The following is a 13,780-nucleotide window of genomic DNA, read 5'->3' on the forward strand; positions in this document are numbered from 1 at the left end:
CTACTTCTAATGTACCACCACACTCATCGTATGATCCGCTTAATTCTCCTGGTACAGATCCTGAAATTTCACAAACTCCAGTTCCACCATTTGTATAGCTTAATGATCCTGGCTCGAATGAATTAGCCTCTTCACATGTAATCTCCATGTCTTCAACTTCTTCAAACTCAGCCATTGGTGCTGGTAATACAGTGATTGTTTTCTTAGCTGTAATTGTTCTGTTACAATCATCAGTATACGTCCAATCTACTTCTAATGTACCACCACACTCATCGTATGATCCACTTAATTCTCCTGGTACTGATCCTGAAATTTCACAAACTCCAGTTCCACCATTTGTATAGCTTAATGATCCTGGCTCGAATGAATTAGCTTCTTCACATGTAATCTCCATGTTTTCAACTTCTTCAAACTCAGCTGCTGGTGCTGGTAATACAGTAACTGTTTTACTTGCTGTGATTGTTCTTTGACAATCATCAATGTACGTCCAGTTTACGATAATTACTCCACCACACTCATCATAATCTGGTGTCGCTTCTCCAGGTACAGATCCTGAAATCTCACATGCTCCAGTTCCACCATTTGTATAGCTTAATGATCCTGCTTCGAATGAATTAGCTTCTTCACATGTGATTTCCATGTTTTCAACTTCTTCAAACTCTGCAGCTGGCGCTGGTAATACAGTAATTGTTTTCTTAGCTGTAATTGTTCTGTTACAATCATCAGTATACGTCCAATCTACTTCTAATGTACCACCACACTCATCGTATGATCCGCTTAATTCTCCTGGTACTGATCCTGAAATTTCACAAACTCCAGTGCCACCATTAGTATAACTTAATGATCCTGCTTCGAATGCATTGGCTTCTTCACATGAAATGGTCATGTCTTCTACTTCTTCAAACTCAGCTTGTGGTGCTGGTAATACATTAATAACCTTAGTCGCTGTGATTGTTCTCAGACAATTATCAGTGTATATCCAGCTAACAGAAATTGTTCCTCCACATTCAGTATAAATTGGAATAGCTTCTCCTTCTACTGATCCTGAAATCTCACATGCTCCAGTGCCACCATTAGTATAACTTAATGATCCTGCTTCGAATGCATTGGCTTCTTCACATGAAATGGTCATCTCTTCAACTTCTTCAAACTCAGCTTGAGGTGCTGGTAATACAGTGATTGTTTTCTTAGCTGTGATTGTTCTTTGACAATCATCAGTATACGTCCAATCTACTTCTAATGTACCACCACACTCTGTGTAAGAACCACTTAATTCTCCTGGTACTGATCCTGAAATTTCACAAACTCCAGTTCCACCATTAGTATAGCTTAATGATCCTGGCTCGAATGAATTAGCCTCTTCACATGTAATTTCCATGTTTTCAACTTCTTCAAACTCTGCAGCTGGTGCTGGTAATACAGTGATTGTTTTCTTAGCTGTAATTGTTCTTTGACAATCATCAGTATATGTCCAATCTACTTCTAATGTACCACCACACTCATCGTATGATCCACTTAATTCTCCTGGTACTGATCCTGAAATTTCACAAACTCCAGTTCCACCATTAGTATAGCTTAATGATCCTGCTTCGAATGAATTAGCCTCTTCACATGTAATCTCCATGTTTTCAACTTCTTCAAACTCTGCAGCTGGTGCTGGTAATACAGTAATTGTTTTCTTAGCTGTAATTGTTCTTTGACAATCATCAGTATACGTCCAATCTACTTCTAATGTACCACCACACTCATCGTATGATCCGCTTAATTCTCCTGGTACTGAACCTGAAATTTCACAAACTCCAGTTCCGCCATTTGTATAGCTTAATGATCCTGGCTCGAATGAATTAGCCTCTTCACATGTAATCTCCATGTTTTCAACTTCTTCAAATTCTGCCATTGGTGCTGGTAATACAGTAACTGTTTTACTTGCTGTGATTGTTCTTTGACAATCATCAGTGTACGTCCAGTTTACGATAATTACTCCACCACACTCATCATAATCTGGTGTCGCTTCTCCTGGTACAGATCCTGAAATCTCACATGCTCCAGTTCCACCATTTGTATAGCTTAATGATCCAGCTTCGAATGAATTAGCTTCTTCACATGTAATTTCCATGTTTTCAACTTCTTCAAACTCTGCAGCTGGTGCTGGTAATACAGTGATTGTTTTCTTAGCTGTAATTGTTCTATTACAATCATCAGTGTATGTCCAATCTACTTCTAATGTACCACCACACTCATCGTATGATCCACTTAATTCTCCTGGTACTGATCCTGAAATTTCACAAACTCCAGTTCCACCATTTGTATAACTTAATGATCCTGCTTCGAATGCGTTAGCTTCTTCACATGTAATCTCCATGTTTTCAACTTCTTCAAACTCAGCTGCTGGTGCTGGTAATACAGTAACTGTTTTACTTGCTGTGATTGTTCTTTGACAATCATCAGTATACGTCCAGTTTACGATAATTACTCCACCACACTCATCATAATCTGGTGTCGCTTCTCCTGGTACAGATCCTGAAATCTCACATGCTCCAGTTCCACCATTTGTATAGCTTAATGATCCTGCTTCGAATGAATTAGCTTCTTCACATGTGATTTCCATGTTTTCAACTTCTTCAAACTCTGCAGCTGGCGCTGGTAATACAGTAATTGTTTTCTTAGCTGTAATTGTTCTGTTACAATCATCAGTATACGTCCAATCTACTTCTAATGTACCACCACACTCATCGTATGATCCGCTTAATTCTCCTGGTACTGATCCTGAAATTTCACAAACTCCAGTTCCGCCATTTGTATAGCTTAATGACCCTGGCTCGAATGAATTAGCCTCTTCACATGTAATTTCCATGTTTTCAACTTCTTCGAACTCTGCAGCTGGTGCTGGATTAACTTTAATTTGTTGTCTTTCAGTAATTGTTCTGTTACAATCATCTGTATACGTCCAATCAACAAACAGTAAACCTCCACATTCAGAGTACTGTCCACTTAATTCTCCTTGAACAGATCCTGAAATCTCACATGCTCCAGTTCCTCCATTTGTATAGCTTAATGATCCTGCTTCAAATGAATTGGCCTCTTCACATGTAATTGTGATGTTATCAACTGATTCAAATTCTGCAGCTGGTGCTGGTAATACAGTGATTGTTTTCTTAGCTGTGATTGTTCTTTGACAATCATCAGTGTACGTCCAATCTACTTCTAATGTACCACCACACTCATCGTATGATCCGCTTAATTCTCCTGGTACTAATCCTGAAATTTCACAAACTCCAGTTCCACCATTTGTATAGCTTAATGATCCTGGCTCGAATGAATTAGCTTCTTCACATGTAATCTCCATGTTTTCAACTTCTTCAAATTCTGCAGCTGGTGCTGGTAATACAGTAACTGTTTTACTTGCTGTGATTGTTCTTTGACAATCATCAGTATACGTCCAGTTTACTTCTAATGTACCACCACACTCATCGTATGATCCGCTTAATTCTCCTGGTACTGATCCTGAAATTTCACAAACTCCAGTTCCACCATTAGTATAGCTTAATGATCCTGCTTCGAATGAATTAGCCTCTTCACATGTAATCTCCATGTTTTCAACTTCTTCAAATTCTGCAGCTGGTGCTGGCAATACAGTGATTGTTTTCTTAGCTGTAATTGTTCTTTGACAATCATCAGTGTAAGTCCAATCTACTTCTAATGTACCACCACACTCATCGTATGATCCGCTTAATTCTCCTGGTACTGATCCTGAAATTTCACAAACTCCAGTTCCACCATTTGTATAGCTTAATGATCCTGCTTCGAATGCGTTAGCTTCTTCACATGTAATCTCCATGTTTTCAACCTCTTCGAACTCTGCAGCTGGTGCTGGTAATACAGTAACTGTTTTACTTGCTGTGATTGTTCTTTGACAATCGTCAGTGTACGTCCAGTTTACGATAATTACTCCACCACACTCATCATAATCTGGTGTAGCTTCTCCTGATACAGATCCTGATATCTCACATGCTCCAGTTCCACCATTAGTATAGCTTAATGATCCTGCTTCGAATGAATTAGCTTCTTCACATGTAATCTCCATGTTTTCAACTTCTTCAAACTCTGCTGCTGGTGCTGGTAATACAGTGATTGTTTTCTTAGCTGTAATTGTTCTTTCACAATCATCAGTATACGTCCAATCAACAAATAATGTACCTCCACACTCTGTGTAAGAACCACTTAATTCTCCTGGTACTGACCCTGAAATTTCACATGCTCCAGTTCCGCCATTTGTATAGCTTAATGATCCTGCTTCGAATGAATTAGCTTCTTCACATGTAATCTCCATGTTTTCAACTTCTTCGAACTCTGCTACTGGTGCTGGTAATACAGTAATCATCACATTTGCTGTAATTGTTCTTTGACAATCATCAGTATATGTCCAGTTTATTTCTAATGTACCACCACACTCATCGTATGATCCACTTAATTCTCCTGGTACTGATCCTGAAATTTCACAAACTCCAGTTCCGCCATTAGTATATGTTAATGGTCCTGCCTGAATTAATCCTGCTTGCTCACATGTAACCTCTATGTCTTCAACTTCATCAAATTCAGCCATTGGTGCTGGCAATACAGTGATTGTTTTCTTAGCTGTAATCGTTCTTTGACAATCATCAGTATACGTCCAATCTACTTCTAATGTACCACCACACTCATCGTATGATCCGCTTAATTCTCCTGGTACAGATCCTGAAATTTCACAAACTCCAGTTCCACCATTTGTATAGCTTAATGATCCTGGCTCGAATGAATTAGCTTCTTCACATGTAATTTCCATGTTTTCAACTTCTTCAAATTCAGCCATTGGTGCTGGTAATACAGTGATTGTTTTCTTAGCTGTAATTGTTCTTTGACAATCATCAGTGTACGTCCAATCTACTTCTAATGTACCGCCACACTCATCGTATGATCCACTTAATTCTCCTGGTACAGATCCTGAAATCTCACATGCTCCAGTTCCTCCATTTGTATAGCTTAATGATCCTGGCTCGAATGCGTTAGCCTCTTCACATGTGATTTCCATGTTTTCAACTTCTTCAAATTCTGCAGCTGGTGCTGGTAATACAGTGATTGTTTTCTTAGCTGTAATTGTTCTTTCACAATCATCAGTATACGTCCAATCTACTTCTAATGTACCACCACACTCATCGTATGATCCGCTTAATTCTCCTGGTACTGATCCTGAAATTTCACATGCTCCAGTTAAGCCATTTGTATAACTTAATAATCCTGGCTCGAATGCGTTAGCCTCTTCACATGTAATTTCCATGTTTTCAACTTCTTCAAACTCAGCTGCTGGTGCAGGCTCAACATTAATAGTCTTTCTAGCAGTGATCGTTCTGTTACAATCATCAGTATAAGTCCAGTCTACATATAAAGTACCACCACACTCATCGTATGATCCACTTAATTCTCCTGGTACTGATCCTGAAATCTCACATGCTCCAGTTCCGCCATTTGTATAGCTTAATGGATTTACTTCATATTGACTTGCTAATTCACAAGCAATAGAAATATCTTGAACATCGCTAAACTCAGCCATTGGTGCTGGTAATACAGTGATTGTTTTCTTAGCTGTAATTGTTCTTTGACAATCATCAGTATACGTCCAATCTACAAATAAAGTACCACCACACTCATCGTATGATCCACTTAATTCTCCTGGTACTGATCCTGAAATTTCACAAACTCCAGTTCCTCCATTTGTATAGCTTAATGATCCTGGCTCGAATGAATTAGCTTCTTCACATGTAATTTCCATGTTTTCAACTTCTTCGAATTCTGCAGCTGGTGCTGGTAATACAGTAATTGTTTTACTTGCTGTGATTGTTCTGTTACAATCATCAGTGTACGTCCAGTTTACTTCTAATGTACCACCACACTCATCGTATGATCCGCTTAATTCTCCTGGTACTGATCCTGAAATTTCACAAACTCCAGTTCCACCATTTGTATAGCTTAATGATCCTGCTTCAATTGATGCCGCTTCTTCACATGAAACTTCCATGTTTTCAACTTCTTCAAACTCTGCAGCTGGTGCTGGTAATACAGTGATTGTTTTCTTAGCTGTAATTGTTCTTTGACAATCATCAGTATATGTCCAATCTACTTCTAATGTACCACCACACTCATCGTATGATCCACTTAATTCTCCTGGTACTGATCCTGAAATTTCACAAACTCCAGTTCCGCCATTAGTATAGCTTAATGATCCTGGCTCGAATGAATTAGCCTCTTCACATGTAATTTCCATGTTTTCAACTTCTTCAAACTCTGCAGCTGGTGCTGGTAATACAGTAACTGTTTTACTTGCTGTGATTGTTCTTTGACAATCATCAGTATACGTCCAGTTTACTTCTAATGTACCACCACACTCATCGTATGATCCACTTAATTCTCCTGGTACAGATCCTGAAATTTCACAAATTCCAGTTCCTCCATTTGTATAGCTTAATGATCCAGCTTCGAATGCGTTAGCTTCTTCACATGTAATTTCCATGTTTTCAACTTCTTCAAATTCTGCAGCTGGTGCTGGCAATACAGTGATTGTTTTCTTAGCTGTAATTGTTCTTTGACAATCATCAGTATACGTCCAATCTATTTCTAATGTACCACCACACTCATCGTATGATCCGCTTAATTCTCCTGGTACAGATCCTGAAATTTCACAAACTCCAGTTCCGCCATTAGTATAACTTAATGATCCTGGCTCGAATGCGTTAGCTTCTTCACATGTGATTTCCATGTTTTCAACTTCTTCGAACTCTGCAGCTGGTGCTGGTAAAACAGTAATCGTTTTCTTAGCTGTGATTGTTCTATCACAATCATCAGTGTAAGACCAATCTATTTCTAATGTTCCTCCGCACTCAGTATAAGAACCACTTAATTGTCCTTCAACTTGACCTTCAATTAAACATCCTTCACCACCATTATTACTATATGATAATAAACCTGCTTCGATTGAAGCCGCTTCTTCACATGAAACTGTCATGTTTTCAACTTCTTCAAACTCAGCCATAGGCGCTGGGTCTACGTTAATTACGAAAGGTCCAGCACTTAATGGACGATCACAAGAATCAGTTCCTTCATAATTTACTACAATAGTACCTCCACACTCTGTAAACTGATAGTCAACATCAGCAACAATACTTCCTGATACAGAACAAGCTCCTTGAGCTACTCCATTTGAATATGTTGCATCAGCAGCAGTATAATATCCAGCTTCTACACAAGATAAACTTTCCGGAAATTCTGGTGTAGTTACTATAGCTTCTGGCGTAGGTAATACTGTGATAGTTTGAGTTTCAGAATCACTATGTCCACAATCATCTTGAACAGCGTAAGTTCTTATAATAACTCCACCAACACAAGGATCCAATTGAGTAGGATTGTCAGTAACAGTAATTTCTAATTTATCTGTACAGTTATCTGTTGCAGTAACGTTCTTAAAATCTGGTTCAGGAACTAAATCTGCACAATCAACAGTGATATCAGCTGGAACACCTGCTAAAACAGGAGCTTCACTATCTCCACCATTATAAGATATTACGATTGGTTCAGCATAGTTATCACAATCATCTTTAATTGTATAAGTATATTGAGCCATCCATTTGCAATCGCTTCCTTTTGAATATTCTTCTTTTGTAACTATTACGCTTCCGCAGTTATCCTCAAACATTGCAGCGATATCTTCTACAGTTGGTCCCTGAGACTTATCAGAAAAACATAGGTTTAAACCTGTTTCTCCTGTTGGTAATTGCATATCTTTATTAAAGACAGGCGCTTCGCTATCTCCACCACTATAAGTGATATCTAAATCAGCAGCCATGTTTCCACAAGCATCACTAATTGTATACTTATAAGTCACTGTCCAGTTACAATCGTTACCTTCTGGTGATCCAGATTTAGTAACAAAAACATCACTACAATTGTCTAAATACAATGCACTGATATCTGAAATAGACGGTCCTTCTGGAATCGCACTATAACATAGATTTAATTCACTACCACCTGTAGGCAGTTCGGCACCATCATTTAATTGAGGTGCTGTTAAATCTCCTCCAGTGTAAACAATTTTGATTTGCTCTTCGAAAGGACCACACTTAACATCGTAAGTGTATTCCACTCTCCAATCACAATCGTTTCCAGTAATGTGAGGTGTTTTGATTACCTCTGCCGGAATTCCGTCACATTGGTTTAAATAAAGATTTGCCACATCAGACTCACTTGGGCCTGGAGGCGCGTCTGCTAAGCATCGGTTGAAGAATGTACTTCGAGCCGACTGCTGTGCGAACACTGAAACTGTACTAAACGCGAAAAGCATGATAAAGACAAATGCCTTCATGCTTTTAGTTTGTTTAGTCATAAGATCAATGCTACAACACGATAAGTTCGTGATAGATTGCCAGATTTTGGCGCGTCTACCACTTCGAGTAAAATTGCTCATAAACATAACATTTTGGTTTTAAATTAAAATTATCTTAACATTTATATTGACAATACACGTATTGTCAGCAAAGCGTAAATACTAGACTTACGATTAAGCTTCAAAACAAATATGATGGACTGCTTATGCAGAACATCAAACTAGAATGAAAAAATCATTCTAATACTAATAAATGCTAATAATCAATTGTTGTGCTATTAAACAATTTTAAGGTAAGAACAGTAAATTAAGTGGCTATTAATTAACTTACCGTTAGGCTAAAAATGAATAGAATTCACCTTAACTTACTTTCAAAAGTATATTATAAAATACTGACTGCCAAATAAATTTATTCTTTTTTTATATAATAAACAGTTGAACATTTTTTTTTGCATTTAATCGAAAATCAATTCATTTTCGATGTAAAATTCATCGATGAAATGTATCGTTTTTTCAATCAATTTATAAAAAACTAGATCTTCTTTAACAAATCCAACTTCTTTGGTATAAGCACCTAAAAATGATTCAATTAAATTTGAAGACTTCATTGGTTTTCTGAAATGTATCGCTTGTGATGCATTAAGCAGTTCTATAGCTAAAATTCGTTCAACATTATAAACAAGTTCGTGACATTGGGTTGCGGCATTTGCTCCCATGCTTACATGATCTTCCTGACCATTACTTGAGACAATGCTATCAATACTAGCTGGTGTTGCTAGTTGCTTATTTGCGCTAACAATACTTGCTGCTGTATATTGCGGAATCATAAAACCAGAATTAACACCGGGATTATCCACTAAAAAAGCAGGTAAACCTCTAAGTCCTGACACCAATTGGTAGATTCTTCTTTCTGAAATGTTACCTAATTCGGCCATAGCTATCTTTAAATAATCAAGGGCTAAAGCTAATGGCTGCCCATGGAAATTTCCTCCAGAAATAATTTCGTCTTCTCCAACAAAAATATTTGGGTTATCTGTAACTGCGTTTATTTCGGTTTTAAAAACTTTGTGTACAAAGTCTAATGTATCTTTAGTTGCGCCATGAACTTGAGGGATGCATCGAAATGAATATGGATCTTGTACATGTTCTTTTTTCTGTTGAACTAATTCACTTCCATTTAAAAATTCGCGAATACGCTCTGCAGTTTTAATTTGTCCGTTGTGTGGTCTTACCAAATGCACCAAGGCATTAAAAGGTTCTATTCTTCCATCAAAGGCATCGAGAGAAATACTTCCAATTAAATCAGCCATATAAGAAAGCTGATGTGATTTTATAAGTAAGTGAATTCCGTAGGCACTCATAAATTGAGTTCCATTTAACAAAGCCAACCCTTCTTTGGATTGAAGCTGTATTGCTTCCCACTTAAATTTTGATAAGACTTCATAAGCATCACATATTTCCCCTTCGTAAACAACCTCTCCTTTAGCGATAAGCGGCAAAGCCAAATGAGCAAGAGGAGCCAAATCACCAGATGCACCAAGAGATCCTTTAGTATATATGACTGGCAAAATATCATTGTTATAAAAATCGACCAGTCGCTGAACTGTTTGAAGTTGTACTCCACTGTGACCATAACTTAATGATTGCACTTTAAGTAGCAACATCAATTTAACAATTGCATCAGGAACTTTTTCTCCAACACCACAAGCGTGAGACATCACAAGATTTTCTTGTAATTGTGTCAACTTATCTTTTGAAATTTCCACATTACATAGTGATCCAAATCCTGTGTTGATACCATAAATTGGTGCGTCTTGATTTTTTATTTTATCATCTAAATAATCCCTGCATTTTTCAATCTTTTGAATAGCATCTTTTGAAAGCGCTATTGTTTTATTCTGAAAAATAATATCTCTAATGGTTGATAATTCTAAAATTTCTGATGAAATAAAATGTGTACTACTCATAGTTTGATTTTACAATGTCAAAATTCAGCATAACATATCTACTTTGCAACAAATGTTAATAATTAATAAAGTTTCTTCTAAAATTCTAATAATCTGTATTTTTGATGAACTTAAACACTTATAAATTATGAAACGATTAATCATAGCTCTATTTGCAATTTCTATTGTTGCCTGTAAGCAAGAACCAAAAGTTGATTATGTTATCCTTTCGGGTGCTGTAGAAAATTCTTCAGCAACTAAAGCTACATTAAAAAATGCAAATTTTAATACCGAATTATCAATAGACAAAAACGGTGTGTTTTCTGATACAATACAAATTCCTGAAAGTGGATTTTATTCGTTTTCAATTGGCAGAGAATACACGCCTGTTTACTTAAGTTTTGGAAACAATTTAAATGTAACCATCGATGCCCAAAAATTTGATGAAAGTATTTCTTATTCTGGCGAAGGTGCTACAGAAAATAATTATCTGGCTGCTAAAACTTTAAACTCTATTAAAGCAACAAGCAATGCTAAAGCACTTTACTCTTCTGACGAAACCAGTTTTAAAAACACCATTGATAGTATTCAATCGCAAAATGAAAATCAACTTCATGCCTTAGAAAAGGCTAACGAATCATTTTTAGCTACGGAAAAACAAAACCTAGTGTATGATAACTATTTAATGCTGAAGAACTATGCACAAAGACATGGGTTTTATACTAAGAAAGAAAACTTTGAAGTGTCTGAAGATTTTTTCCCAGACGAGTTAAAGAATTTAACTTTTGATGACGCTGAAGCCTATAAGACATCTCAGTCTTACAAGAACATGGCATTTAGACAAAATATAGACGATCTTTTCAAAACTTTAGGAGATGATATCAGTACTGTTTCTGTTAAAGAACTTCAAAGTATAGAAGCTATTAAAGTGACAGCTTTAAAAAATGACGTCATTGATTATTTAGGTAATTTTTTAGTTTCTCCTGCTAATGAAAACATGGAATCTATCTATAACTTCTTTAAGAATAATACAACTAATGAAGACACTAAAAAAGCGCTAACCGAAACCTTCGAAAAAAACAAAGATTTGGTAAAAGGGAAACCTTCACCTCAGTTTGTAAATTATGAAAATCATAAAGGTGGAGACATGTCTCTTGCCGATTTAAAAGGAAAATATGTTTATGTAGATGTATGGGCCACATGGTGCGGACCTTGTATTAGAGAAATTCCTTCGCTTAAAGAAGTTGAAAAGCAATTCCATAATGAAAACATTGCCTTTGTAAGTACTTCGATTGACGAAATGAAAAATCGTGACAAATGGTTGGCTATGGTCGATGAGAAAGAACTTGGAGGCGTACAATTAATGGCTGATAAAGACTGGAGTTCTGATTTTGTTAAAGCCTATGCTATTCAAGGTATTCCAAGATTTATTTTAATTGACCCTAACGGAAATATAGTAAGTGCAGATGCACCAAGACCATCGGATCCGAATCTTGTTAAACTCTTAGAAAAAGAGCTTCAAATGTAATGCTTTAAACGCATAAAAAAACCGCTTGAAAAAGCGGTTTTTTTTATTTAGGTTCCTCTGTTTTTTCTTCTTCAACTTGAGGTTGTTCAGGTTGCTTAAAAAGATCTATATAAGCTTCACCCAAGGCATCATTTATATAGCTCGCAATTAAACTTTGATATCCGACATCTTCAATAGCTATATCGGCTGCTTTTCCGTGTAAATAAATACCGAAAACTGAAGCTGCCAGCGCATCATATCCTTGAGAAATTAGCCCTGTAATAACACCTGTTAAAACATCTCCTGTTCCTGCTGTAGCCATCCCAGGATTACCTGTAGTATTAATATAATATTTCTCGTTAAAAACCGTAATTGTATGGGCACCTTTAATAACTAAAACCACCTTGTACTTTTTAGAAAATGCTTTTGCCTTATTAAGCTTATCAAAATCATCCTTCCATGCACCTATTAAACGTTCTAATTCTTTTGGATGTGGTGTTAAAACGGTGGTTTCTGGAAGGAGTTTTAAAAGTGCTTTTTTCTTCGATAATATATTAAGTCCATCTGCATCAATCACTAAAGGTGTTGTGTTATTTTTTAGAAACTTTTCAAGCGCTGTAATCGTTACTTTATCTGTTCCCATACCGACGCCTAAACCGATTACATCGGGCTCAAAATCAAATACTATATCCGAAATCAACGTTTCATTTTCATCAGTAATAACCATAGCTTCAGGTAATACTGTTTGCATAATTTGATAACCACATTTGGGCAAAAACGATGTAACTAAACCTGCTCCTATCGACAAGGCTGCCTTACTGGCTAATACCACAGAACCAATCTTACCATAACTTCCTCCTATGATTAAACTGTGTCCGTAATCCCCTTTATGAGCAAATTTTTCACGAGGTTTATATATTGGTAATACTTCGTGCTTTCCTATTAGCTCTGCTTCTGTTTGAGTTGCAAATAAAAATTCGCGATCAATACCAATATCTAAGACTTCCCATTGCGTTGTGAATTTAGAAGTTTCAGGTAAAAAGAACACTAGTTTTGGAGATTGAAAACTTAAGGTATAATTTGCCCAAACCACATCGTTATCATCTTCTGGTGTTTTGTCTGTATAAACACCTGAAGGAATATCAATTGAAAGTGTAAACGCCTTACTTGTTCTAAAATGTGCAAACAACAATTTTACCCAATCATTTGCAGGTCTATTAAGTCCAATTCCAAAAACAGCATCAACGATGATATCATCTTTATGAATTTCAGGAAAATCGGCTTGACACCCTAACATTTCCGGCCACTTTTTAGTGGTTTGTTTAATCAAATCATAATTGATTAAAAAGTCTTTCGAACGCTTATCACTACAATTTACTACATAGATATGCACATTATACCCATGAGTAATTAAATGCCTAGCTACGACTAGTCCGTCGCCACCATTATTTCCAATTCCGCAAAACACATGAATAGGCACTTGAGCCCCTTGCATTCGTACATGCAGCCAATTAAAGATTTGAATTCCCGCACGCTCCATCAGTTCAGTTGAGGATATATTTTGCTTTTTTGAAGTCAATTGATCACCTTCATAAATTTGCTCTTTGGAAAATATTTTCATGTATAAGGTTTAAAATCAGTTATTAAATTATCAGTTTTCAGCACTAATTAAAGTCATTAAATCATTTTTCATGAGTTTAACTGAAAAAAATGTAAAACGACCTGTTAAGTTTTTTTATTCTTGTAAAAATAATACTTTTGAAAGGTATAGACTACTATTTATGCAAAACGACGTACAAATATTAACACATATGAGCCCAATCAACTTTGGGACTATTATTTTTACAATTACCCTTAGGGGTATTTAGTCTATATATATCTTCAACCCTATCACAATCCTTTATTAGGAAAAAACAA

General features: G+C 36.4%; 4 protein-coding genes. 1 reads left to right on the forward strand and 3 read right to left on the reverse strand.

The features are described 5' to 3' along the window. Positions 1 to 8,491, reverse strand: an 8,491-nt coding sequence (locus H7350_RS10880; RefSeq protein ID WP_204345953.1) for an HYR-like domain-containing protein, incomplete at its 3' end; no start/stop codon positions are given. Between the two features lie 374 nt (positions 8,492 to 8,865). Further along, positions 8,866 to 10,377, reverse strand: a complete 1,512-nt coding sequence (gene hutH, locus H7350_RS10885; protein ID WP_204345954.1) for a histidine ammonia-lyase — start codon at positions 10,375 to 10,377, stop codon at positions 8,866 to 8,868. A gap of 127 nt (positions 10,378 to 10,504) precedes the next feature. On the opposite strand from hutH, the gene H7350_RS10890 reads away from it, so the two are divergent. Continuing rightward, on the forward strand, positions 10,505 to 11,884 hold the full coding sequence (locus H7350_RS10890) for a TlpA family protein disulfide reductase (RefSeq protein WP_204345955.1): 1,380 nt from the start codon (positions 10,505 to 10,507) through the stop codon (positions 11,882 to 11,884). Between the two features lie 43 nt (positions 11,885 to 11,927). On the opposite strand, the gene H7350_RS10895 is transcribed toward H7350_RS10890, so the two are convergent. Next, positions 11,928 to 13,484 carry an NAD(P)H-hydrate dehydratase gene (locus H7350_RS10895; protein ID WP_204345956.1) on the reverse strand — a complete coding sequence of 519 codons (1,557 nt, stop codon included), beginning with the start codon at positions 13,482 to 13,484 and terminating at the stop codon, positions 11,928 to 11,930. Positions 13,485 to 13,780 lie beyond the last annotated feature (296 nt).

It is taken from the genome of Psychroserpens algicola (genome assembly GCF_014526325.1).
In the GTDB taxonomy this organism is placed as follows: Bacteria; Bacteroidota; Bacteroidia; order Flavobacteriales; family Flavobacteriaceae; genus Psychroserpens; species Psychroserpens algicola.